Here is a 25201-nt window from a genome sequence, read left to right as displayed (position 1 = left end):
TCCGGCCATCAAAACCGTGACGGTGCAAGCAGATGCAAGTCAGGAAACTCGCGCGGCCGGCACCGTCGACGAAAAATGGTAACACAACACACCCGTCACGACAGTGGAAACCGCAGCGACAACCAGTGCGCCCCACAAAAGAAGCGGCAGGAATCCATCCCCGCCAGTAATGGACTGCCGAAAGACCATCACGCCAACGTACACCAAGTAGCCCATCGCGTCGGCCAGGTACATTAGGTAGCCAATGGTACCGGTTTCCTGAAAAGCAGCCATCATTCGTTCAAACACAGTCGTATGGAACGCGACATAGGGAAGGTACAACCCTAAACCCAAGAACACCATAAATGCCATCGGAGACAAGTACCCGTATGCTTGCCCGAGGACCGACCCGATAACAATCAGGAACCCGACGGCAAGCAGACCCAGGGACGATAAAAACGCGGTTCGATTGCTGCGTATGAAACTCGACAACCCCGCGATGGCAACGATCGCAAGCATCACCCAAAACTCCGATTGAGCGAATACCATCGGTTCGTCGTTTACGCCTAGCTCGGACCAGATTTCCACCGCGAAATCATCCCGTAAACTCCGTGCAAGAGTCAGCATGACATAGACCGCAATCAATCCGGTGAGTCCCCATGCGTGCCGACGCCAAAACCCACTGCGCTGCTGAGCGTTCATAGGGACCCGCTTGCTTCGCAGCGACTCATCCGATGGAGATGGGGGAGGAATTTGAGCGAGCATCCCGACAAACAGCAGCAAAGGTGGCGCAAATAGAAGGCCGGTCAGAAATGGCATCCAGAACACGTCAACATCGTAGTTCTCGATCATCGAGCGACCGACTGATTTAACGAACCCCGACGAGACGATGAAGCTCGCGCACAGTCCCGCAGCAAGGGCTTCGGAAACCGCTCGACCTTCGAGGAAACCAAGCACCAAGCCAAACACCATACCCAGTGGAAGCCCATTGAAAAACAACCATACGAAACTCCACGGGGGTGGAGTGATTGCGAAGAGCATCAAGGCGAGTTCAGCTATGGCAATCAGCAGGAGGATAGCCGCGGCGCGGTGTCGGGCAGGCAGTTCCGACACCAGCTTGATGCCGATGAACTTCGATAGAGTATAACCGGCGACCTGAGATGTGATGAGAATCGTTTTAAAGCCGATCCCAAACGCCACCATGCCCTCATAGGTTGCCGCAGTGAATGGTTTCCGGAACGCGTACATGCAAAAGTACGTCCCAAATGCAGCCACGATGCAATAGACTGAAAACACGGCGGGATTCGCCATTGTCAGCCAATGCGAGACCGAACGAGCCGGTTCGGAGACAGGGCGCTCAATGACATTCGCTTCCACGTTCCAGGCCATTGTCGATAGGTGAGATTTACGCAACACCAAAGTGCTGGCATTGCGTTGGAAAAACCGTTGCTCTCACTGCGAGGCCGTGGCTCTCACTGCGAGGTTCAGTGCAAACCTATAGTTCCTCAATCACCTCATTGTTCTGAGCCGTGCTCATCGGTTGCCAGATCTTCAGATTGTCGACAGAGTCGGTGACAAACCGAACGCTCCCGTCGGCCATCAAGACGTTCACGCCGCCGGTGTGATAACTGCGGGCCGCGGCGTACACCGCGGAGGTCTCGCGTTCTTCAAGACATTGCAGGCGGTCCTTGCTATCGAGGACCGTGGTGGTCGAAGGGTCGTTGATCTCGTCACCGCAAGCGGCAAGGACATCCTTCTCGTTCGAGTTAGGATTTCGGAAAGCTGAGAAGATGGTCCCTCCCATCGCAGGTGACATCCAGACGCCGCGAATGTCCGTCCTCGATTCCGCCGCGAGGAGTTCACTCATGGCCATCGTGTTACTCAATCCGTCGGTGAAATCACGGCTCTGCATCCCCTTGCTATTTTGAAAGCGATCACCCGCTGTGGTGACATCGGGGCCGATGTTCAGGATTTCGTCTTGATGGGCGTAGTAGGTTCCAAAGGCACCTCGCGTTTCGGACTGTTCCCAAGACAGCATGTCGCCCGAGCCCCAACATGCCGCGTAGTTATTGCCTTTCGCTAGCGCCTCGAGTCCGTAGCTGCCGTCGGAAAACTGGCCCTGCACGGCGGGAGCGGACGGGCATTGGTTGAAACTTGGCAATTGCTCGCGGCCAAGATGCCCTGTGAATTCATGGTATTCACAGTCGTCACACGGATTGGATACGTGAGATTCCGAACGCGAATCTTCACAGATATTCACTTGCTCCCACAACCCGGGCTGTTCCATGTAGGGGAACAGCATCACGAGCCAATGCCAGCCCAGTTCATTCTGTCCGTGCTGCCATCCGCCTGTCTTAAAGCGATTCCCCGATTCGTCGTAGTTGACATTGCCGGGTGGGAAAGCATTGTGAGCGGACATGTGGTTGTGCATGCCCAACCCCAGTTGCTTCATGTTGTTTTGGCACTGCATGCGCCGAGCTGCTTCACGGGCGGCTTGGACGGCAGGCAGTAACAATCCTACCAACACACCGATGATGGCGATCACTACCAGCAGCTCGACCAGGGTAAACCCCGGTCTCGGACAGACTATCCTGGCACGGGGGGAAGTTGAGCAACAGCGCATCGGATAATTCCTGGGTCGAGTATGAAATGATTTACTTGTGCGGGCGGAATTAAACCAGCTGTCCGTGGAGATCGTGTTTGGAATAGATGAAGAACTGTTGAAGGCAGAGCGTGCAAGCCCGAACGCGTGAGCACTCGACAGCAGAAGCGAACTAGGGCAGAGCAACACCCCTTGCCGGATCGAGAAAATGGTTTTCATGCCATTTCGTTCGGGCTGATATTCGACCGGCGACGTCGCGAGTAGAGAGCTTTCCCGCTCCAGTTCAGACGGACGGAGCCGTCTGGCTACGATGCCACAGCGGTGGCATCGGTTCACTCCGCTGCTTGGCGGCGCTGCGGGTGCCACTGCGTGGCGTGCGGCATGACTTCCCATTGCGATCGATCGCGTGGGAGGGCGGCACGGACATGGATACGACAGACGGGAGCGGGCAGGCTCGACCGGGCAATCGCGATCTCAGTGGTGAATGAATCACCAGCGTCTGCCCCTGAGGCGGAGTACCAGACAGGCGAGATCTCTCCATCACCGTCGACATACGCTTGCCGGGTTCCGTCCGGCCGGATTTCGAATCGCAGTGCGGTGAAGTAGTCACCGTCGCAGTCCAGCGAAAGACGTAGGTTTGCTTCTGGGGCCGAGGTTACAGCAAAATAAAGATACTCTTGATCGGCAACACAGCATGCCTGGTAGCCCTCACCCCGCCAGCGGTCCGACACCGCCCAACAGTCATCGTCGCTGCGCCCATCGAGCAGCGGCCGGTCATGAGCAATAGGTGGGGTGTAGACCAGGTCGCTCTCGGCTGAATCGCTACCCAATGTATCGCTACCCAATGTATCGCCACGCTGTGTGTCGCCACCGAATGTATCGTCACCGTTGGACTGGCTCTCGTTCCCTTGTTTCTGTTGACGCTCATGGGAGCCGATCCCGCGAGCTGACATGACAACGGGGTGGTAGTCCCAGTTCAACCTCGCCGTCAGTTCCGAGTCCAGATTCTCCTCGTCCGATCGTTGTCCTGTTACCCCGGGCATGCTCGTCGGCGAGGCCAGCGCAACCAGCCCTCGCGAGGCTTGCCACTGAGTGTGCTTCTCTTGGGGAACGAGAATAGGATTGGGGATACCATGGTTCAGTCGGGACGTGGCTGAGGTGGTATTGCTCCGTGGCTGCGAACTGACATTCGGGACCGCCACTTCCTCTTGATAGGAAACCGGCGTGATTTGAAATGGCGAGAGTGTCTGTCGGCCGCCCACGGACCCGGCATCGGCCGCTGACAATACTCCCTCCTCAGCGACATCGGTTGCAGATTCGGCCACGTTGCCCAACACAGTAGCTTGCCGCTGCCAGAGGCTGGCGACTTGGGCGCGTGATGCGATCGCGTTTCTCTCGCGACTGGCCGCCAAGGCTTCCTTGCTCAGCGCCGCCCAGCGCCGCACCGCAGCGGGCTGTCCCTGCTGGGCAAGTTTTGACAGCAGCACTTCCCGCACCTGAGGCAATGGCGAATCGGACGTCATCGCGACTCCCATGGTCTCCCAGAGCATGCGTGTGCGGTCCTCGGGGGCGGAGATCGCCAACAACTGATCAATTTTCTCATCCAAGCGAGTTTGCTCGAGCGGTGACCAGCTCGTGGCAGCATTCTGGAAGAGTTCGTCGTGCAGACGGCGGGTTTGACTCATCCGAGCCGTCGTGATTTGCAATCGCCGGTTCGACGCTGAAAGAGTTTCGCTCGCCGCGCGATTCTGGCCCTCTGCCAGCACGAGCCCGGCGGCGAGAGCAACGTCTCGGCGAACACGTCCGGACATATCTGCCAACGTCGCTACCTCGATCGCGTCAGGCGCGGCCTGCTCGGGAGCTGCGAGCATCAATGCATCATGAAACAAGTCGTTGGCGAGCACCCCCGGTCCGCTCAGCAGAGCGCTGCCTCGCAGCACCGAGGCGTGGTTCCAGGCCCGTTGCCAGCGTGGATCGCCCTGCGATTGATACCAGGCTTTACTGGCTGTCTCGGCAGTGGGATCGGGTCTGCGTGCGGTCCGTCGTGTCAGAATAATGCGTTGCACGCCATCGCCAGCAGCCGATTTCCGAGTGCTTGCGGAGAAGGGTTGATCACGCGATTGTTCGATCAGGGCCGCCCAGGCCCGCTCGGTCGCTTCGGACAGGCTTTCATCGAGCACGACCACCGCCGGTTGGTTTGCCGCGATCCACTGCGCCCGCGTGCTATCGTCGAGGACGCATTCCACGTTGGAAATGCCCAGCATCGCGGCAGCGGCGCGGCAACGGTTCAGATCACATGGGCTGGCGTCCGGAGGATTGCCCCGATCGAGCAGAATGGCGGTTCGGCGATTCTCATGCAGCGATTCTCGTCCGATCAGCGACCAGGGCACCTCGGCGGGGGAAGCGGCTACGAACAACACGGCAGTGCTCCGGCCCTGCCCCCGCACAGCCTGCCAGGCGGAGGCCGAGTCGCTGCGACGCCAGACGCGTCCGTGCGACGCGACAGCGAGTTGTCCTGCGCTGGATACCGGCGAGATGGCCTGAACGATGATTCTCCCCGCAGCGGTCTGAATCGATCGAGGCTCGCCGGATACCGGTTGGCCAGGACGCGAAGATGCCGCGGCCGGAGCGGCGTCACCGACCCGGATATCTTCGACCCATGTCTGGCCGCCATCGTAACTGTAGAAATGGTCCACGCCGCTGGACTCCGACTGGTCGCCAACCGCCTCGAGCACCCCCGGCGCCAATTCCCGCTGGGATCGACCCGACGACGTCGATGACGTCGGCCCACCCATACGCAGCCCGCTCAAACGGGGTAATTCGTGTGCATCACCCAAATACCACGTTTGTCCCGCGTCGCGGCTGAGCAGGCAGACCCCGCGGCTGATCCCGGTGACCGGCTCGTAGCCGCCACCGACAACGATCACATCGAGCGGCGAAGCCCATAACACTTCCGTGAAATCGCAGAACGGGATCGCCAGCGGCTGTTCGCGGCGACGCGTGCTGCGGCCGAATGCGTTCTTGGCCTCGGGCGTATCGAGATGGATGGTCTCCACCGCCAACCACGTCTGGCCAGCGTCGGTGCTGCGAAGCAGAGTGCCAGCATCTCCGACGGCAATGGCAACCCGCTCGCCCGGCGCGGTCGCCACGCGGCCCTGGGGAGCCAGCGTAACGGCCCGCAAACAACTGCTCTGACGCAGCATCGAAGCTGAAATGTACGAGGGTTGCAGCGAGATGCTATCGAGATCGAAGCGGTCCGCCTCGGCCGCCCGCAGATTCGTCGCGGCTAATCCAGCGAGCAGTATTAAGATCCAGGTCCATTCATCGAGCCGATTCATGATAGCGTCCCCCGCACCGAAGCGGCTGCGAGCAGGAATAATACACATCCGCCAACCAAATTGACGGCGAGCAGCGTCAGGCTGACCACTGCCCGGCCCTCGCTACCGAGCACCGTCACATCGCCGATCAGAGTACTGAACGTCGTCAGGCTGCCGAGGAAGCCCACCCGCAGCGCCAGCAGCGCGTGGGGGTTGAGCGGGGTTTCGCCGAGACTGGCGAGACTCTCACTCCACTGAAAAAGAATTCCCAATAAAAAGCAGCCCAACAAATTCGCAAGCGTCATGGCAAAACTCGCCTCACCGCCAACGAGGTGGCTAATTCCCGCAATAAGACGCTGTAACGGACCCTGAGCAAACAGAACGGACAGGCCGTAGCGGCATAAAGCGCCTAAACCACCGCCAATCGCGACGGCGAGCACGTTCATCGACCAAGGCATCATGGATTCATCCCGGTTTTCGCCATTGTCAGTTTGCTGTGGGGAATTTACTTTGTGGGGTGAAGAATCGGAAGTTTTTCCATTCTGGGGCAAGGTCCATCTGGGGCATTCGGGCTGAAAGTGGCTAGAATTGTGATTCCCCGACCTCCCTACTCTCCTTTTGACTTGAAAGAAAACAATGATGAGTACCGCTTCGAGCACGTCGCCCGCGCACGCGCAGCATGTGATGAACGGAGCCGATATCCTGGTCAAATCATTGGTCGACCATGGCGTCGAAATACTGTTTGCGTACCCCGGCGGCTGCAGCATGCCGATGCACCAAGCACTGACCCGATTTGGGGAATCGATTCGCACGATCCTGCCACGCCACGAACAGGGCGGTGCCTTCGCCGCTCAGGGCTACGCCCGCAGCACCGGCAAAGTCGGTGTCGTGATGGCCACGAGCGGCCCCGGAGCGACGAACCTCGTTACTGCGGTCGCCGACGCGAAGCTCGACAGTATCCCCATGGTCTGCATTACCGGCCAAGTGCCGACCTCCTCGATCGGTAGCGACGCGTTCCAGGAAACGCCCATGGTCGAAATCTGTCGCGGGATCACCAAGCACCATTATCTCGTGACGGATATCAAAGATCTGCCACGGATCATGAAGGAGGCATTCCACATCGCTGCGAGTGGCCGGCCGGGCCCCGTGCTCGTCGACATGCCCAAAGACGTGCAGTTGACCGAGATGCCCAACGACCTCGACCCCCCCATGGAGCTACCTGGTTACAACGCCTCGACCCCGTCGGTGCCCCCAGAAGCCATCCGCCAGATCGCAGCCGCGATCCGCATGGCCCGGCGGCCAGTCATCTATTCTGGCGGTGGGATCATTCTCGGTGAAGCCACCGAAGAACTGCGGACCCTGATCAACAAAACCGGTATCCCCACCGTGACCACGCTGATGGGCCTCGGATCCGTTCCTCCGGAAAATCCGCACTCCCTCGATTGGCTCGGGATGCACGGGGCTGCCTACGCGAACTACGCCGTGAGAGATTGCGATCTCCTGATCGCATTAGGTGTTCGATTCGACGACCGGGTGACCGGCAAGGTGGAAGCGTTTGCCAAAGACGCCAAGATCATCCATGTCGATATCGATGCGTCCGAGCTGAACAAGAACAAAACGGCTCACATTCCCGTTCGCGGCGACGTCAAACAGGTTTTGACGGAGTTGAACCGGATCGTGCAGAAACCCGATATCTCGGATTGGCAACAGCACTGTGATGAATTGAAGGCCAAACACCCGTTGAAATACGACACGGAATTCGACGGTATCCTGCAGCAGCACGCGATCGCTACGCTCAGCGACCTCACGGCCGAGCAAGAAACGTACATCACCGTGGGTGTGGGCCAGCACCAAATGTGGAGTGCCCAGTTCTACAAGTTCCGCCAACCACGGACTTGGATGAGCAGCAGCGGGCTTGGTACGATGGGCTTTGGCCTGCCCGCAGCGATGGGTGTGCAAGCGGCTCACCCGGGAGCCCTCGTCGTCGACATCGATGGCGATGGTAGTTTCCAGATGAATATTCAGGAACTCGCGACCTGCTTCTGCGAAGAACTGCCGGTCAAGGTGCTGTTGCTCAACAATCAACACCTCGGCATGGTGGTGCAGTGGGAAGACCGTTTTGAGAAGCGAAATCGCGCTCATACCTACCTCGGTCCGATCCATCACGAAGAAGCCAGAGGCCCGAGTTCGGCCGATCGCTACGAATACGCCAGCGACCGGTATCCGAATTTCGTCCAGATCGCCAAAGGCTACGGATGTGGCGCCGCCACGGTCAAACGCAAAGCCGACCTGAAGGACGCCCTGCGAGAAATGATCGACTCCAAAGGTCCGTTCCTGCTCGATGTGGAAGTCCCGTATCAAGAACACGTCTTGCCAATGATCCCCGGCGGTGCGACCGTTGATGATATGATCTTGGATTGAGACGAGACCTCCCCACACCTTTTTTCGAACTATTCGAGCTGATATCCCGTGGATTCCACCGCTCCTACTGATTCGACCGGCACGTCGCCCAAGTCGACTGCGCCCGCACCTCACGAAGCATCGGCTGCGACCGATGTAGCGAGTCCGGGCAAAACCACGCCGCGACGGCGCGGCGTGCCTGAAGGCTTGTGGCTGAAATGCGACGGGTGTAGCGCCTCGCTGTATCGCAAAGAGGTCCAACAGCAGCTCAACGTCTGCCCGAAATGCAACCACCATTTCTACGTCAGCGCGTTCGAGCGGATTGCCCAGGTACTCGACGAGGGCACCTTTGAGCCCATGAATGAGAATCTGCGGCCGAGCGATCCGCTGGAATTCCACGATCGCCGGCCCTACGCTGACCGTATCGTCGGCGAGCAAAAGCGAACTGGGCTGAGTGACGCCGCTGTGACCGGAACGGGCATGATTCGCGCCCGCCGCGTGGCATTTGCTGTCACCGATAGCGCCTTCATCATGGGCAGCATGGGCAGTGTCGTGGGTGAGCGATTGACCCGGTTGATCGAACACGCCACCGAACAAAACATCGCCCTGATCATCGTCAGCGCCAGCGGCGGCGGTGCTCGCATGCACGAAGGGATCCTGTCCCTGATGCAAATGGCCAAAGTCTCCGCGGCACTGGCCCGCTATCACGACGCAGGCGGATTGTTCATTAGCGTGCTGACTAACCCCACCATGGGAGGAGTCGCCGCCAGTTTCGCATCCTTAGGTGATCTGATTTTTGCCGAGCCCAAGGCGATGATCGGGTTTGCCGGACCGCGGACGATCAAAGCAACCATTGGGATTGAGCTGCCCGAAGGATTTCAATCCAGCGAGTTCCTGCTCGAACATGGATATGTTGACCGCATCGTCCATCGCCGAAATTTGAAAACCGAGATCGCCTGCGCGATCGATTACTGCGGGAAATAGCCGTGAGCCTGCTCGATTCCCTACGCGGTATCTTTTCCGGTGGCAGCCCGTCACTCAAAAAAATCGACGTCGACGCGCGGTTTGCACGTTCGCGTACCGCCGCCACCGGCACGATGAGCAACTTCTTCGTCGCCTATGACCTCGAACGCAAGGAAGATGTCGGCGTCAAGATTCTCGATCCCGAGAAATTTGAGCTGTTCGAAGCCCGCTTCAAGGGCCTCAACAAGCCCACCGAAGGCGAAATCGCGATGCAGATGCAGCACGAGCTGATCGCCAAAACGTACGAGCACGGGATCACGATCAAGGGTCAACGGATCCTGGTGATGGAATACGTCCGCGGGCCGAGCATGCAGGATGTCATCGTCCGCAAACGACTCGAATACATCGACGGCGTGCAGCTGATGCTGATGCGCGAGATGGCCGAAGCCCTGTCCTACGTCCACCAGAGCGGATTTATCCACCGCGATATCTGCCCCCGGAACTTCATTTGCACCGTGCCCAATGAAGATCAACAGGTTGTCTCGGGGGTTAAACTCATCGATTTTGGCCTCACCGTGCCGTCTACCCCACCATTCATGGCCCCGGGGAATCGGACGGGGACGCCGCTATACATGTCTCCGGAGATCGTGCGTCGTCGCCACACCGATGGCCGGGTGGACATCTTCTCTCTCGGGGTGACCTTTTACTGCCTGCTGACATTCATGCATCCCTGGCAGGGTGAAATCGTTTCCGGACGCGCTGCCCTCCAGCATGATACGTCCGAACCCACCGATTTGCTCGAGCGGCGGCCCGACGTGGACCCACGACTCGCTCGCATGATCATGAAAATGATCGAACCCAACGTCGATCAGCGTCTCGCGTCGATCGATGAGTTTCTCAAACTCAGCAAGAAAATCGATTCGGCCTTCGTCAAGTAAGCAGCGGCACCGAATAGCCTGGTCATTACCCACAAAACCGGATCCCCTGTCAGCTTGTTTTCGAATTGCACTCTTGCCTCCTCCCTTGCGAAACCATGGAGCCTCTCCTGCCCCCCCCCCGTTTCGGGGTCGAGAGAGAGAGAAAAAAAGGGGGGGGGACTAGATAAAGGAGGGGAACTCGCTCCGGGCGTGAATAGAGCGGACGACAACCTGCGCAAGCAATCGCCGAGTCAATCCCAACTCTTTAACAGCCCACGCATACGTGTCTAGGCTCTTGATTGTAATAACCGGGGCAAGCGTCACTGGGCTGGACGCTGACAGGCCGATTCCCGCGGTTTTCGCAAACATTCAACAGCTCAACCGCCCCCAGTGACGATAAGATGAATAGCTTGTCGAGAGGGGGGAACCCGGCAGCTGAGACGAATTCCATGAGTTTTTCTGGAACTTTCACCAGGAGTAATTCGTCTATTCATCACCACTGCCAACTTTCTGCCTAATGGCTGCCGCTGAAATCGCCGATAACGTTGATAACGTAGGCGTCCTAGGTAATATGGCAATGCTCATCGAAATTCCCTACCAGCTTACAGTTTTTGTAATTACGCTGTCTGCCTGCGCATGAGCGTCAAAAGTTCCTATCGACCCAGCCCATCACACCGTATTGCCGAGAAAACAGATGAACAATCTGCGTCACCTCCTTCGCCGCGTGCAGCCGACGAAGTCACGCCGAGCCAGCGAAGATCGGTCGCGTGGTTCCCAATCGAACAATCGTCGCTTGCTGACGGAAATGCTGGAGAAGCGACAACTATTCGCGGGTGACTTCGGCGACGGCTTTCAGTTTCCACCCGTCGAAGACGTCGACGACTACGCGGTGGGGCACAATTACTGGAACAAATTTGACGTCAACAATGACGGCCAGGTCACAGCGCTCGACGCACTGCGTGTGATCAACTACATGAACGAGAATTCCGAAGGCGAGCCTTCGGGTGCTGTCGAGTTGGGCGTGGGTTTTGTCGATGTGAATGCTGACCACATGGTCTCGGCACTGGATTCTCTGCAGGTGATCAACCGCCTCAACGGCCCCGAGGGTGCCGCGGACTATGACGTCCGGTTTGAGCTGACCCCACGGAATCTTGACGACAGTACCCTCACGCAAGACGGCACCTACACGACCGAAGACGGTGCGACCGGCGTTCGCTACACGGTGGATCAGGACGACATTTTCAAACTGGAAGTGGCGGTCCAAGACGACCGCGGGCGAAGCAGTTCGTTCGGTGTGTTCCAGGTCGTCACTAATATTCTCGTCAATCAGTCCGACGTTCTCGTGCCTGCCGTTGGGGAGATCCAGGGTTTCGACTTTGACCGTACGATCCTCGACAACACATCGACGCCCAACAGCTCGATCGAATTCTTCTACGCCGACGATCCATCGGACGTTGTCTCGGCCAGTCTCGCGGATTTCCTGGGCAACAGCGACTCCGATACCGAGGCCTTCATCAATGACACAATCGTGGAATTGAGCAGCGACCCAGGTGAGCTGAACATCACTGCAGACGAGATTGATGTTAGCGCGGGTACGACATCGGCGACCAGCGCGTTCCTGGTCCGCATCGAGTACAACGGCCTGGACCTGGCTAACGTCGACGTGCCGCGTTTGGAAACCCGCTTGGTCATCAACGGTGCCGACCAAACGGTTCCTACCCTTGAACAGAACGTGAACTTGCCCGATGGCTCGTTCAACCCGCTCACCCTGACCTCACGCTACGAGACGTTCATGCGGAACGATGCTCGCAACGTGCCGCCGAATCCGTCGCTCAATGATGGCTTGGGTCCCTTGATCTACGGTCAAGATCGCAATATCGGCTCGTTTGACATCGACGTCGGTGGCAACGGCACCGATGTTTTCGATGAAGTCGGAACGCTTGGTCCGGTTGGCAAACTAACCGACATCATCAGCGATTATGATTTCACGACAGCCTACGATGCATTCAGCATCCCAGTGCGAGCCGTCAGTGCGGCCACCAACGTGGGCGTGAAACTGGACAAAGTCGAACCTCGAGTTGGCTTTGAAGGCGTGCTGGTCTACGGCACCGACAACGGGAAAGAAACCGTTTCGCCAGATCGCATTCGTCTCGACGAGCGTTCCGAATTCCAACTCAACGTGGTCGGCGAAGACGTCGATGAGTTGACGGCCAATAACGCTACCCTGCCCGTTGCGGAAGATTCCACAGGCGACACCGTGCAATTGCAAGTCGACGGTGTGGTCCAGGGTGAAACGGTCACCTACGACGTTCCGGCCCGACAAGGTGCTCTGGGAACGGCGTCGATCGACACTCTCGGTGTGATGACTTACGTGCCCGATGCCAATAAATTCGGCACCGACCTGGTCGTCTACACTGCATCGACGCCAACAGGCGGGACCGCGACGGCGACCGTGACCGTCAACATCGATGCCGTCAACGATCCACCGGTTGCCAACGATGACCCAGATTCCGGTAGCCTGTCCGTCGACGTCGGCAGCAGCATTCTGATCCCCGTGCTCGCCAATGACGATGCGGGCGGAGATTTCTCTGAGCCGCTGAGCGAATTGACGGTCACCGCTGGCACGCTCGCCCCGACACTCGGCACGATCGCTATCGAAGGCGATGAAATTCGCTACACCCCCAACGCCGGTGCTGCCTCGGGAACCGACACGTTCACCTACACGATCACAGACACCGGTGGGCTCAGCGATTCAGCCACCGTGACCGTCAACGTCGCCAACGTGGACACTGGCATTTCAGCCGCCGATAAGAGCATCACGATTGACGAAGACAACGGTGGTGGTCCAACCAGTGAAGTCCTGGTGGCCGACCTGAGTGATGACGGCCTGATCACGGTCAACAGCGGCGATAACAACATCTCGCTCGACAGTGCCACCGCGCCAACGGATCGGGGATCCGTCCGCATCGACGGCGACCAAATTTTCTACACACCGGCACAGAACGATAACGGTCTCGTGCCAATCACCTACACGGCGAGCAACGACGCCGGCAGTGACAGCGGCACGGTCTTTGTCACGATCACGGCCGTCAACGACATCCCTGTCGCACCGCCACTGGCCTTCGACGTCAACGAAATGGCCTCGCGGACGATCAATGTGCTCCAGCCTGGTGGAGGACAAACCGGTCCTTCGGATGTCGAAACAGCGACAAACGATTTGATCGTCTCGCTGCCCGATCAAACGTTCTCACCGCTGGGAACTGCCTCGGTAGTCAACAATCAGATTGTGGTCCAATCCCTCGGCAACGCGTCTGAGGGCAACTTCAGCTTTGACTACATCGTCACGGACACCGATGGCGGCGTCTCGAGCAACGGCACGATCAGCATGACCGTGGTCGACGTGCTCAGCCCACCGGTTGCCGATGACGAGAACGTGCCCGCCGTCGACGAAGACTCCGGCGACGTTACCGTCGACCTCGCAGCCTTGACCACGTCGGAAGCCGGTTCGGTCACCTACACGATCGACACGCAGGCCAGCAACCTGGGTGTGGCCACCATCAATGGCAGTGACTTGGTCCTTGACCTGACCCAGGACGCCAACGGAACGGGCACGGTTGTCTACAGTGCCACTGACGCGGCCGGATCGGACACGGGCACTCTCACCTTTACGGTCAATGCCGTCAATGACGCTCCCGTATTGGGCGATCTCTCGGCAACGGTCGCTGAGAATGGCTCGGTTGACATCGACGTCGTCGACAATGCAACGGATGTGGATTCCACCGACCTAACCGCAGCCGTGGTCACCGCTCCTGCCAACGGCACCGCCGTGCTGCTAGCCAGCGGCCTCGTTCAGTACACGCCCGACGCCGATTACGTCGGTACCGATTCCTTCCGCGTTAGCGTCAGTGACGGGGTCGCTCCCGCTGTTGAAGCAACCGTATCGATCACGGTCACCGACGTGCTCGCTCCACCAGTTGCTGGTGACGGGACGCTGCTTGTTGCTGAGGACGAAGTTGGCTCGACCGACTTGAACCAGTTTGTCACAACCGATCCCGGCGACACCGCGACGATCACTCTCGTTAGCAGTGCCAGTCACGGTACTGCAGAGCTGCTCAACGGAATTCTGACTTACAGACCCGATGCCGACTACTTCGGCTCGGACTCCGTCACCTACCAAGCCACCAACTCGGCTGGCAGCGACACCGGCGTGATTGCAATCACGGTCACTCCAGTCAACGACGCACCGATTGCCAATGATGATTCGGCTACCGTGCTGAAGGACACCGCCACACAGATCGATGTTTTGACCAATGACACGCCCAACCCGGGTGGCGAGACCGACACCGTCACCGTCACCGTGGAAGCAGGTGATGAGCCCGCCAACGGCACCGTCTTGGTTACCAACAACGTCGTCACCTACACTCCTGACACCGACTACGTGGGCTCCGATTCGTTCGTCTACACGCTCAGCGATGGACAGGGCGGCAGCGATACAGCCACCGTTTCGATCACGGTCGACGACACTGTCGTTGTCGGTTCGGAAGTCACCGGCCAGCTGTTCCTGGACTCGATCTCCAATATCGTTGACGTGGCCTCCTCGGGTGCCGATCCAACATACAGTGGTGAGTACGAATCGGGCGAAACCACGCTCGTCGGCGTGCGGGTCCACTTGGTCGGCGTGGGAGCGTCCCAGGGAACGGAGACCACTGCGGTTACCGATCGCGATGGACGCTACACCTTTGAGAACGTTCCGCCCGGAGAGTACGAGGTTCGCTTCGAACTCGCTCCCGGCATGGTGGTTACCGGGGAAGGTGCCGATGGGGTGATCCCTGTCTCGATCCCAGCGGGAAGCCAGGTCCCTCTCGAAGTCTCCGCAGACTTTGTGATTGAAGACCTCGGTTCGCAGTACTACGCCGGTCGCAACGCCCTGACGACTGATCCCCACCGTGAAGGATTGCCACCGACCGTCACCGTGGGCGAAACATCGAGTTTCTTCTTCAGCGAATCAGCCAACAACACCTTGGTGCAGAATGCCGTCCTAGTCGGCCGTGACTTCGGCAACGCCCAGTACGTCGAACTGCTGATGAACGAGGAACGCGACGAAGCCTTGCTCGTGATCGTCCAAGACGACCTCTCGGCACAATCGGCAACCGTGAGTGCCGAACACTTGGCCGTGCTCGACACCGGCAGCGACGTTCGCGTCGATCTGTATGGCGGCGTCAACGACTTCGTCTTCACCGATGTCGACGACGTCAACGATATCACGGACCTCTATCCAGAATACGAAGATGCGATTGACGAATTGCTCAATAGCTTCTAGTTAGCAATTCCAGCCCTCTCTGGATTGCCCCCAATCGCCGCTCAGGTCCAACCTGAGCGGCGATTTTTTTTGGATGACCCATACCGCGAATGCGGTGACCGGGGATGGCGCTACGCTTATCCCCGGCTATTGTCTGATGATCCCTTCGGGATGTGCGAGGACGCCCGCTCACCGCGAATGCGGTTACAGACAATAGCCGATGGTTTGAGCGCAAGCGAACACCACCGGTAACCATTGCCAAACGCAAGAGCCAACCCCGGATGGGGTTGAAGAGCATCCGCGTCCGGCTTCTGCGACCGCCTTCGGGGTCGGCGGGATATGCCAGCTCGATGACCGGGGATGGCGCTACGCTTATCCCCGGCTATTGTCTGATGATCCCTTCGGGATGTGTCGCTGCGTTCTCTTACCGCGAATGCGGTTTCAGACAATAGCCGGTGGTTTGAGCGCAGCGAACACCACCGGGAGCCATCGCCAAACGCAAGAGCCAACCCCGGATGGGGTTGAAGAGCATCCGCGTCGGATGCTGCGACCGCCTTCGGGGTCGGTGGGGTACGCCGGTTCGGTGACCGGGGATGGCGCTACGCTTATCCCCGGCTACTGTCTGTCGATCCCTTCGGGATGTGTCGCTACGTGCTTTTACCGCGAATGCGGTTACAGACAATAGCCGGTGGTTTGAGCGCAAGCGAACACCACCGGTAACCATCGACAAACGCAGGAGCCAGCCCCGGATGGCGTTGAAGAGCATCCGCGTCGGATGCTGCGACCACCTTCGGGGTCGGCGGGGTATGCCAGCTCGATGACCGGGGATGGCGCTACGCTTATCCCCGGCTACTGTCTGTCGATCCCTTCGGGATGTGTCGCTACGTGCTTTTACCGCGAATGCGGTTACAGACAATAGCCGGTGGTTTGAGCGCAATCGAACACCGCCGGGAGCCATCGCCAAACGCAAGAGCCAACCCCGGATGGGGTTGAAGAGCATCCGCGTCGGATGCTGCGACCACCTTCGGGGTCGGCGGGATCCGCTAGCTCGGTGACCGGGGATGGCGTTACGCTTATCCCCGGCTATTGTCTGATGATCCCTTCGGGATGTGCCTGGACGCTCTCTTACCGCGAATGCGGTTACAGACAATAGCCGATGGTTTGAGCGCAAGCGAACACCACCGGGAACCATCGACAAACGCAAGAGCCAACCCCGAATGGGGTTGAAGATCGTCCGCGTCCGGCTTCTGCGACCGCCTTCGGGGTCGGCGGGATATGCCAGTTCGATGACCGGGGATGGCGCTACGCTTATCCCCGGCTATTGTCTGCCGATCCCTTCGGGATGTGCCTGGACGCTCTCTTACCGCGAATGCGGTTATAGAAAATAGCCGGTGGTTTGAGCGCAAGCGAACACCACCGGTAACCATCGACAAACGCAAGAGCCAACCCCGGATGGGGTTGAAGAGCATCCGCGTCCGGCTTCTGCGACCACCTTCGGGGTCGGCGGGATCCGCTAGCTCGGTGACCGGGGATGGCGCTACGCTTATCCCCGGCTATTGTCTGATGATCCCTCCGGGATGTGCCTGGACGCTCTCTTACCGCGAATGCGGTTACAGCTAATAGCCGGTGGTTTGAGCGTAGCGAACACCACCGGGAGCCATTGCCAAACGCAAGAGCCAACCCCGGATGGGGTTAAAGAGCACCCGCGTCGGATTCTGCGACCACCTTCGGGGTCGGTGGGGTATGCCGGTTCGGTGACCGGGGATGGCGCTACGCTTATCCCCGGCCATTGTCTGTCGATCCCTTTGGGATGGATCGCTGCGTTCTCTTACCGCGAATGCGGTTTCAGACAATAGCCGGTGGTTTGAGCGCAAGCGAACACCACCGGGAGCCATCGCCAAACGCAAGAGCCAACCCCTAATGGGGTTGAAGATCGTCCGCGTCGGATACTGCGACCACCTTCCGGGTCGGTGGGGTACGCCGGTTCGATGACCGGGGATGGCGCTACGCTTATCCCCGGCTATTGTCTGATGATCCCTTCGGGATGGATCGCTGCGTTCTCTTACCGCGAATGCGGTTTCAGACAATAGCCGGTGGTTTGAGCGCAAGCGAACACCACCGGGAACCATCGACAAACGCAAGAGCCAACCCCGGATGGGGTTGAAGATCGTCCATGTCCGATGCTGCGACCACCTTCGGGGTCGGTGGGGTATGCTAGCTCGGTGTCCGGGGATGGCGTTACGCTTATCCCCGGCTATTGTCTGATGATCCCTTCGGGATGGATCGCTGCGTTCTCTTACCGCGAATGCGGTTATAGACAATAGCTGGTGGTTTGAGTGCAACGAACACCACCGCTTACTCGAGATACTTGGGATCGTACGCGATACCGGCCTCGTCGAGCATGGAAATCAGTTCTTCGCGAAACGATCGCTTTCGATGATGCGCCCGTTGGTTGGCAATGTATCGAGACACCGCGATGCAGCTCGGCGGACTGACGGAGAAAACTGCGTAGCCGTCTTGCCACTGGAATGGCGGATAGTGAATCGTCTCATGCACCCATTTGCTAGAAGCCTTCTTCAGCTCACGCATAAACTCCGATAGTTGGTGGGTGGGTTTTATGCCAAACAGCAAGTGGACATGATCCTCGATACCCCCAATCTTCAACGGCTTGGCATCGAGTTGCTTGACAACACCGCCTAGGTATTCATGCAACCGTCCGATCCATTCGCTCTTGATCCAAGGTGTGCGATGCTTGGTCGCAAAAGTGACGTGAAGGTTGATGCTGTGAAAGGTCGACATGGCAGTACCTCAGTAGCTGGGTGAATGATGGTCCTTTCGTTTTCAGGATACCCCTTCCGTTCCGCCTCTGTCGCTCCAACTCGATGCTGCGACCACCTTCGGGGTCGGTGGGGTATGCCGGTTCGATGACCGGGGATGACGTTCCGCTTATCCCCGGCTACTGTCTGATGAACCCTTTGGGATGCGCGAGGACGCCCTTTTACCGCGAACGCGGTTCTAGACAATAGCCGGTGGTTGGCGCCGGAAACGCCTCAGCGTCCTTCACGGAGCCGATAGCCGAGAAAATTGTCGAGATCGCTTTCGGCTTCGATCAATTTCACAGTGCGTTCGATGTCGTACTCGACGCGGCGGAACTCGAGGACTTCGTGATCGGCGATCACATAGCAGCTGCGGGGGTCACTATCGCGGGGCTGGCCGACACTACCCACGTTGATCATCAGCTTCGCGTGCGGGTCGGCCAGCGAGTAGCCGGTCCCGGTTTCGGCGGGGCGGATGAAGCGATGATCGACTGTAAAAACGCCTGGCACGTGCGTGTGTCCCTGGAAGCACAGACGCGGCACGAGCGAAAAGAGCTTCTCCATCTTCTTCGCATTTTGAGTGTCTTCGGGAAAGACGTACTCGTTGGTTGGGCCACGCGGCGAACCGTGTACAAATAGCCAATCGTTCTCGCGAACTGTCCGGGGCAACCCGCATAGATAGTCGATCCGCCGCCGACTGAGCTCCGGTTGATCACCGACCTTTTCCAACTCCGCCCGGGTCCAGAAGATCGCTTGCTCGGCCGCCACATTGAACCCTTCGGGATCGAACAGTGAGCTGCTGTCGTGATTCCCGAGCACGCAGAAATCGAACTTCATGACCTGGTCTAGGCATTCACAGGGTTGCGGGCCGTAGCCGACCACATCGCCCAAGCAGACGACGCGATCGACCTGCTGTGATTCCATGTCTGCCATCACAGCCTCGAGCGCTGCGAGGTTGCCGTGAATGTCACTCAAAATTGCAGTGCGTGTCACCCGTTCAGTGTCCTCGTTTGAGTCGGTCGCCGAGCGCATTGTCGAGATCGGGATGGGAGTAAATCTTTTCCGCTGTGGCGTTGAAATCATAGCCCACGCGTCGATAGGTCACCGTTTTGGCGTCAGTATCGAGAATGACGTAGCAGGCGCGAGGGTTTTCATCACGGGGTTGGCCGACGCTGCCGACATTGACTAACAGCTTGGTCGATCCGAGGGAATACGTGTGATCGCATTCCTCTGGCGAGATGAACTCGCAAGAGGTGGTGAAGACGCCGGGCAAGTGGGTGTGTCCCATGAAGCAATACTGGTCGATCTTGCCGAACAGTATCTCCATTTTGCGAGTGTCGTAAACGTACTCGGGGAACACGTATTCGTTAGTCGGGTCTCGCGGCGATCCGTGGACGAAGCGATAGGGTTCATCGTTGACGAAACGGGGCAACTCGCCGAGAAAATCCCAGCGGGCATTGACCTGAGACTGACTACCATTGCCCGCATCGAGCTGGTCACGCGTCCAATAGATTGCCCGCAGGGCCATGGGGTTGAACCCATCGGGGTCAAACAACGCCGCCTGGTCATGATTGCCCAGAATGGTGCGATTGCAGCGCCGCATCACGACGTCAAGGCACTCGCACGGATTGGGTCCATAGCCGATGATGTCACCCAGACAATAGATATCGTCGACACCGATGTCATCAATGTCGGCCATCACGGCCTGCAAGGCTTCCAGGTTGCCGTGGATATCGCTGATCAATGCTCGCTTCACGAAAACTCTCGAACCCGTAGTTAACTCGAATCAATAAAATAGCAATCACACCCGCAGCGGTCTGTCTTCACTGACAAACGGCCATCGAGCTTCCCGATCATCCCATGATGGATCGCGACGAGGGGATTGTAGCGTTTATGAAATTTGTGCAACAACCTATGCAGCAGGAAATATCCGGGCCGCCGGCCCCATCGTCGACCGCAAACTCGCTCGCCATCGAAGTAATCGGCCGGGAAGGGTCGATCGCATTGCTGGCGGGCACCAGTGTAATTGCTGCTCGGTCGCTTGCTCGCCATTCACGTGCAGCCGCCTGCCTGGCGCAGACGATCGACGAATTGGCCTCCGAATTTCTCTCCAACGGTTCGCTCGATTCGCTCGGCAGCGTTGCCGTGGCATCGGGACCGGGCTCGTTCACAGGTTTACGAATTGCGGTAACGACCGCCAAAACACTGGCCTATGCGCTCCAAATCCCGCTCGTGGCGGTGAATTCCCTCGCCGCGATCGCGGAACTGGCACCGGCCATGACAGCGTCTCCCGCATCGCAGTCCCCGCAGCGGCGTCCCGTTCTGGTGGGGCTGGCGGCCTATCGCGGTCAAGTCTACCGGGGCAGGTTCGTGCCAGGACAAGCAGCGGAGACAGGAATCGTTTCTGCCGACGATTGGAAAGCGGAAGTGTTAACCGCAGCGCCGAGGCCAGGTGATGCCAATGGAAAGAAGGCAGAAAATAATTTCATTTTCGCGGGCGATCGTTCCGTTTTCGCCTCGACTGATGTCCGTCTTGGCCCCGACAGTTGGTGCGACGACGAGGAGGTACGGGCAGTCGGCGTCGGCCGCGTGGCCGCTGGGATGCTCGCCCGCGGCGAGACAACTGATCCGATCGAGCTCGTGCCGGACTACCTGCGACCGAGCTCAGCGGAAGAAAAGGCCGGCTGATTTGGTTTTTGCCGACGGCTTGTCACCGCTTGCATTTCGGGGGATTCTAGAGCGAGACTGAGACAGTGGGCGGGATGATCGCTGGCGGCGACGGTCGCGGTGGTTCGTCCACAGCGATCTTTCGCCATTGGAGGAAAGTCCGGGCTCCGCAGGGCAGGATGGTCGATAACGTCGACCGGCCGTGAGGTCAGGGAAAGTGCAGCAGAGAGTAGACCGCCGAACGGTTCGCGGCCGCTCGCTCCCACGAGCGTCGGCAGCGGATGCGTGGTAAGGGTGAAACGGTGCGGTAAGAGCGCACCAGCGGCCGGGGTGACTCGGCCGGCTCGGTAAACCCCATCCGGAGCTAGACCAAACAGGGTGCAATCGAGGCGGCCCGCCTCGTCATCGACATCCGGGTAGGTCGCAGTGGAGGCGGCGAGCAATCGTCGTGCACAGATAAATGGTCATCGGCAGCGATTCGCTGTTACAAAACCCGGCTTACAAGCCCACTGTCTCGGTCGTTCTTAAATACGCCGACGGTTCACATTCATTCAATTCTTCGCCCCATGACCGTATCGAGGTCCCACGAACGCTACCTCCGCCAGTCGCAGTTCGACCCGATCGGTGAATTGGGACAACAACGAATCGAGGCGGCGCACGTCGCCGTACTCGGCTGCGGCGCCCTCGGTACGGTGGCCGCTGACCAACTCGCTCGCGCCGGCGTAGGCAGGCTACGCCTGATCGACCGTGATCTCGTCGAATGGAGCAACCTCCAGCGGCAGAGCCTCTACACCGAAGCCGATGCCGAGGCCGGAGCGGCCAAGGTCGAAGCCGCCGCCCACCATCTGCGTCAGATCAACTCGTCGATCCACATTGAGGAGCACGTGGTCGACATCACCCCTGCCAACATCTCGCAGCAGCTCGAGGGTGCCGACATCGTCATCGATGCGACCGACAACTTCGCCGCCCGTTTATTGCTCAATGACTGGTCATTGAAAACGCAAACGCCCTGGATACATGGCGGCTGCATCGGCGCGAACGGGCAAGTCCGCCTGTTCACGGGCGCAGCCCCCTGCCTGCGATGCCTGCTACCACACCCACCCGCCCCTGGTGAAACCGCGACATGCGATACGGCGGGCGTGATCGCCCCTGCGACCCACCTGATCGCTAGCCTACAGGTCTGCGAAGCGATCAAGTGGATATCGGGAAACCGTTCGAACGTTCGCAGCGAGATTTTGTCGGTCGATCTATGGCACAATCAGTTTCGCTCGATCGCGCTGTCGGCCGATCCGAGTTGCCCAGCCTGTGGCCTCCGCCGCTATGACTTCCTCGACGCAGAAGAAGATGTTTCAGCCGAATCGCTCTGTGGCCGCGATGCAGTGCAAATCGCCGGCTCGGGACAAAGAGTTGATCTGCAACGCATGTCCAATGCTTGGCAGTCCATCGGAACCGTCAAAACGTCTCGATTCTTCGTTCGCTTATCGCTACCCGACGAGCGAACCGTGACCCTGTTTCGTGATGGGCGAGCCGTGATCAGCGGCGTCCGCGACATCCCCCATGCTCGCTCACTGTTCGATCGCTACGTTGGCTCATGACCATGTCTGGTATGTTCTTGGGTAAAACTCCATCAGGCAGTGGCCGAGAACTCAAAGGATACTATGACTGACCAACCGCAAGAACACGCTCGCTGGATGGACCACATCGGTCCTGCATTGATTTTGGCGACGGTCGTGATCGGGCCGGGCAGCTTGACGCTGAACACCATCGCCGGCGGCACCTATGGCTATCAACTGCTGTGGGTACCCGCGATCGGTACCATTTTCATGCTGGTGTTCACATGGATTGCCGCGCGGATCGGATTGGTGACGGGGCGGACACTGTTCGACTTGACCCGGCAGGCCTACGGCCGGGGATTGGCCGCCCTGGGTAGCTTCGGTGGGTTTTTGGCCGTGCTCGCCTTTCAAGCCGGCAACAGCGCAGCGGTCGGATTTGCAGCTGCGGCGATCCTCGGGGGCGACTTCCGGGTCTGGGCGGCCGTGTTCACGCTCGTTGGACTCGCACTGGTTTTCCTGCCCAACCTCTACGAGAAACTCGAACTGCTCGTCAAAGTAGTCGTCGGGCTGATGCTCGTGACGTTCGCCGGAACGCTGCTGATGGTTGGTATCGACGTCCCCGAGGCAGCGAATGGCCTGATCCCCAATTTTCCCGATGCCGACGCGGCGCTGCTGACTCTGGGGATGGCGGCGACAACGTTCTCGGTCGTCGGCGCCGTTTACCAGGGCTATCTGATGCGTGAGAAAGCCTGGGGCACGGAGCACTTAGCCTCGGAGAGCATTGACAGTTTGATTGGGATCAGCGTGTTGGGATTGATCTCGACAATCATTCTGTTAACCAGTGCCGCCGTGATGCAGGGCGCCGATACCTTCTCAGCCCAAGCGATGGCGATGCAACTCGAACCACTCGTTGGCTCCTTCGCTTTCTATCTATTCACTTTCGGATTCTTTTTCGCCAGTCTGTCGTCATTGATCGTCAATCCGTTGATCGGCGGCACATTGCTGGCCGATGGCTTGAATCAAGAAACAAAAATGGAAGGCCGTCCGGTCAGAATCTACACAGCGATCGCCATCCTTGTCGGGTTGGCGATTGTTTTGGTCTTCGATGGTTCGCCGATTGAGTTATTGCGATTTGCGCAAGGTGTCGCAGTGATCGCATTCCCCGTGCTCGGTTTCTTAATCCTCGCGATCGGTCGAAATCGTGAGTTGATGGGCGTCTACGTTACGCCGCTGTGGGTGCATGCGATCGCGATCGTCGGTTATGCAGTCCTCATCGCGATCGTCATCAACTATGTGAGAATCATCCTCGCCTGAGTAACGACGCTGGTACCATGAAGCGATACGCGAAGTTGGATTCAAGAATGAGTACGCTCGGAGGACCTTCCATGATGAAACGTCGACAATTCCTTTCCCAATGCTCTGCCCTTTCATTGGTTGCCGCGATCGCCCATCGCCTACCGGCGAGCAGTCCCTCACGTCGGCCACGTGTTCTGCTGCGCTCTTCATGGCAATGCGTCAATATTGGTGACATCGCGCACACACCGGGTGTGCTAGCACTCTTAGAGGAACACCTTCCGGATGTGGAGGTGACCTTGTGGGCGTCGGGGAACCTGACCGAGGAAGTCGCCGCCATGGAACACGCGCGGTTCCCCAAACTGAAGATTGTCAAAGGGACAATCAACGATACGGGCAGAGCCTCCAATGATGATCTGCAAGCGGCCATTGCGACCACAGACTTCCTCCTGCATGGCTCGGGGCCCTCGCTAGTAGCAGCCCGCGATGTCGCTGCCTTCACCAGACACACCGGAAAACCATTCGGTGTCTATGGGATAACCCACGGTTCGTATCGGTCAGGGGGCGCCGACCATCTACTCAGCGATGCGGAATTCGTATTCTTTCGTGACTCGGTGTCGCTCGAATTGGCGAAGGAAGAAGGCGTGAACTGTCCCGTGATGGAATTCGGTCCCGATGGTGCATTCGCCTGCGATCTACGGGCCGATGAGAAGGCGGAGAAGTTCCTTGCCGCAAACGGACTGGAGCCTGGCAATTTTCTGTGTTGCCTTTCGCGACTTCGCTACACACCCTATTGGACCATCCCCGGTGACCATCGCAAAGCAAATCCCGATCGCGTTGCACGTAACGAGGCGATGCGGGAACACGACCACGCGCCTATCCGCGAAGCAATTATCCGTGTGATTCGAGAAACCGATCGAAAGGTCTTGCTCTGTCCGGAAGACATGACGCAGATGACTGTTGGTAAAGAGAACCTCTACAACAAGCTCCCTGCTGATGTACAGCGACGCGTGGTTTGGCGGAAAAACTTTTGGCTGACCGATGAAGCGCTCAGCGTCTACGTCCGCAGCGCAGGGCTGTTTGGTAGCGAGATGCATTCACCCATTATGGCCGTTGGCAACGGCATCCCTGCGATCGTTTGCCGCTTCGCCGAGCAGACGAGCAAAGGATTCATGTGGCGAGACATCGGTTTGGATGAATGGCTGTTTGATCTGGATATTGAATCCGAAGCAGCCGCCATCCCCGACGCTGTTCTGGCGATGGCCAGCGATTTTGCCGCCGCTCAAGCCAAGACGGAGAAAGCTAAAGCGTTCGTACAGAAACGCCAACGAGAAACGATGCAGGTCCTCCAACAATCTCTGAGCGACGGCGAACGAGAAATCGAGTAGCGGATCT

The 25201-nt window shown here is 58.6% G+C and carries 15 protein-coding genes and 1 other RNA gene; 9 read left to right on the top strand and 7 right to left on the bottom strand.

Annotated elements, in window-relative coordinates:
* Positions 1 to 39 precede the first annotated feature (39 nt).
* The 4 genes from CA85_RS04955 to CA85_RS04940 all read right to left on the bottom strand — a co-directional run bounded on the left by CA85_RS04955 (position 40) and on the right by CA85_RS04940 (position 6344).
* Positions 40 to 1290 (bottom strand): DUF5690 family protein, encoded by a 1251-nt coding sequence (locus tag CA85_RS04955; protein WP_246112516.1) that lies wholly within the window; start codon positions 1288 to 1290, stop codon positions 40 to 42.
* 184 nt (positions 1291 to 1474) lie between these two features.
* Positions 1475 to 2524: a DUF1559 domain-containing protein gene (locus tag CA85_RS04950; protein WP_246112515.1), complete on the bottom strand. Its 1050-nt coding sequence runs from the start codon at positions 2522 to 2524 to the stop codon at positions 1475 to 1477.
* A 389-nt stretch (positions 2525 to 2913) separates the two neighbouring features.
* The gene (locus CA85_RS04945; protein ID WP_146390184.1) at positions 2914 to 5919 is read right to left on the bottom strand and encodes a DOMON domain-containing protein; all 3006 of its coding nucleotides are present in this window, start codon (positions 5917 to 5919) and stop codon (positions 2914 to 2916) included.
* Positions 5916 to 6344 carry a fluoride efflux transporter FluC gene (locus CA85_RS04940; RefSeq protein ID WP_186774750.1) on the bottom strand — a complete coding sequence of 143 codons (429 nt, stop codon included), beginning with the start codon at positions 6342 to 6344 and terminating at the stop codon, positions 5916 to 5918. Before CA85_RS04940 ends, CA85_RS04945 begins: the two co-directional genes overlap by 4 nt.
* Before the next feature lie 193 nt (positions 6345 to 6537).
* On the opposite strand from CA85_RS04940, the gene ilvB reads away from it, so the two are divergent.
* The 4 genes from ilvB (at position 6538) to CA85_RS04920 (ending at position 15498) form a co-directional block, all read left to right on the top strand.
* Complete coding sequence (ilvB, locus tag CA85_RS04935) at positions 6538 to 8319, top strand: biosynthetic-type acetolactate synthase large subunit (RefSeq protein WP_146390437.1); 1782 nt, start codon at positions 6538 to 6540, stop codon at positions 8317 to 8319.
* A 48-nt stretch (positions 8320 to 8367) separates the two neighbouring features.
* Entirely contained in the window at positions 8368 to 9282 is a 915-nt protein-coding gene (accD, locus tag CA85_RS04930) for an acetyl-CoA carboxylase, carboxyltransferase subunit beta (RefSeq protein WP_146390182.1), read from the top strand.
* A gap of 2 nt (positions 9283 to 9284) precedes the next feature.
* Positions 9285 to 10199: a serine/threonine protein kinase gene (locus tag CA85_RS04925; protein WP_146390181.1), complete on the top strand. Its 915-nt coding sequence runs from the start codon at positions 9285 to 9287 to the stop codon at positions 10197 to 10199.
* 673 nt (positions 10200 to 10872) lie between these two features.
* Positions 10873 to 15498: an Ig-like domain-containing protein gene (locus CA85_RS04920; RefSeq protein ID WP_146390180.1), complete on the top strand. Its 4626-nt coding sequence runs from the start codon at positions 10873 to 10875 to the stop codon at positions 15496 to 15498.
* A gap of 2334 nt (positions 15499 to 17832) precedes the next feature.
* Here CA85_RS04920 and tnpA read toward each other — a convergent pair.
* From tnpA to CA85_RS04905, 3 genes are all read right to left on the bottom strand, one after another.
* Entirely contained in the window at positions 17833 to 18276 is a 444-nt protein-coding gene (tnpA, locus tag CA85_RS04915) for an IS200/IS605 family transposase (RefSeq protein ID WP_146390179.1), read from the bottom strand.
* 251 nt (positions 18277 to 18527) lie between these two features.
* Positions 18528 to 19286, bottom strand: coding sequence for a metallophosphoesterase family protein (locus CA85_RS04910; protein WP_146390178.1), 759 nt, complete (start codon positions 19284 to 19286; stop codon positions 18528 to 18530).
* Between the two features lie 4 nt (positions 19287 to 19290).
* A complete protein-coding gene (locus tag CA85_RS04905) occupies positions 19291 to 20049 on the bottom strand; it encodes a metallophosphoesterase family protein (protein ID WP_146390177.1) in 759 nt (252 codons plus the stop codon).
* A 104-nt stretch (positions 20050 to 20153) separates the two neighbouring features.
* On the opposite strand from CA85_RS04905, the gene tsaB reads away from it, so the two are divergent.
* From tsaB to CA85_RS04880, 5 genes are all read left to right on the top strand, one after another.
* Complete coding sequence (gene tsaB / locus CA85_RS04900) at positions 20154 to 20981, top strand: tRNA (adenosine(37)-N6)-threonylcarbamoyltransferase complex dimerization subunit type 1 TsaB (RefSeq protein WP_246112514.1); 828 nt, start codon at positions 20154 to 20156, stop codon at positions 20979 to 20981.
* A 62-nt stretch (positions 20982 to 21043) separates the two neighbouring features.
* Positions 21044 to 21477, top strand: an RNA gene (rnpB, locus tag CA85_RS04895) — RNase P RNA component class A.
* Positions 21478 to 21526: 49 nt separating this feature from the next.
* Positions 21527 to 22555, top strand: a complete 1029-nt coding sequence (locus CA85_RS04890; protein ID WP_146390176.1) for a ThiF family adenylyltransferase — start codon at positions 21527 to 21529, stop codon at positions 22553 to 22555.
* A gap of 63 nt (positions 22556 to 22618) precedes the next feature.
* Complete coding sequence (locus CA85_RS04885) at positions 22619 to 23827, top strand: Nramp family divalent metal transporter (RefSeq protein WP_146390175.1); 1209 nt, start codon at positions 22619 to 22621, stop codon at positions 23825 to 23827.
* A 71-nt stretch (positions 23828 to 23898) separates the two neighbouring features.
* Positions 23899 to 25194, top strand: coding sequence for a polysaccharide pyruvyl transferase family protein (locus tag CA85_RS04880; protein ID WP_146390174.1), 1296 nt, complete (start codon positions 23899 to 23901; stop codon positions 25192 to 25194).
* Positions 25195 to 25201: the final 7 nt, after the last annotated feature.

The organism is Allorhodopirellula solitaria (assembly GCF_007859855.1).
In the GTDB taxonomy this organism is placed as follows: domain Bacteria; phylum Planctomycetota; class Planctomycetia; order Pirellulales; family Pirellulaceae; genus Rhodopirellula; species Rhodopirellula solitaria.
The sequence above is the reverse complement of the archived record's forward strand: the minus strand, read 5'-3'. Positions and strand labels throughout refer to the sequence as shown.

Coding starts and splice junctions, on each gene's coding strand:
- CA85_RS04920 (WP_146390180.1), top strand. CDS start 10,873: ATGAACAATCTGCGTCACCTCCTTCGCCGCGTGCAGCCGACGAAGTCA.
- tsaB (WP_246112514.1), top strand. CDS start 20,154: ATGATGGATCGCGACGAGGGGATTGTAGCGTTTATGAAATTTGTGCAA.
- CA85_RS04880 (WP_146390174.1), top strand. CDS start 23,899: ATGATGAAACGTCGACAATTCCTTTCCCAATGCTCTGCCCTTTCATTG.
- CA85_RS04955 (WP_246112516.1), bottom strand. CDS start 1,290: ATGGCGAATCCCGCCGTGTTTTCAGTCTATTGCATCGTGGCTGCATTT.
- CA85_RS04940 (WP_186774750.1), bottom strand. CDS start 6,344: ATGAACGTGCTCGCCGTCGCGATTGGCGGTGGTTTAGGCGCTTTATGC.
- CA85_RS04885 (WP_146390175.1), top strand. CDS start 22,619: ATGACTGACCAACCGCAAGAACACGCTCGCTGGATGGACCACATCGGT.
- ilvB (WP_146390437.1), top strand. CDS start 6,538: ATGAGTACCGCTTCGAGCACGTCGCCCGCGCACGCGCAGCATGTGATG.
- tnpA (WP_146390179.1), bottom strand. CDS start 18,276: ATGTCGACCTTTCACAGCATCAACCTTCACGTCACTTTTGCGACCAAG.
- CA85_RS04890 (WP_146390176.1), top strand. CDS start 21,527: ATGACCGTATCGAGGTCCCACGAACGCTACCTCCGCCAGTCGCAGTTC.
- CA85_RS04945 (WP_146390184.1), bottom strand. CDS start 5,919: ATGAATCGGCTCGATGAATGGACCTGGATCTTAATACTGCTCGCTGGA.